Here is a 235-nt window from a genome sequence, read left to right on the forward strand (position 1 = left end):
AAATATATAATTGCATTGTTTTTTTTCATGGTGGAGGCTGGAATGGAGGTAGTTATAAAGCATTTAAAAGACACGCTTCTTATTTAGCTTCGAGAGGTATGATTGCAATTTCTGCAGATTATAGAATAAAAAACATTCATAGACCAACTCCTTTTGAAGCTGTAGAAGATGCTAAATCTGCAATAGGGTTTGTAAGAAAAAATGCAAAAAAATTAAATATTAACCCCAATAAACT

General features: G+C 30.6%; 1 protein-coding gene. It reads left to right on the forward strand.

The features are described 5' to 3' along the window. The coding region (locus tag ACY2RW_RS16405; protein WP_490123793.1) for an alpha/beta hydrolase at positions 1-235 on the forward strand (235 nt) is incomplete at both ends.

Source organism: Polaribacter sp. 2305UL8-11 (assembly GCF_058147165.1).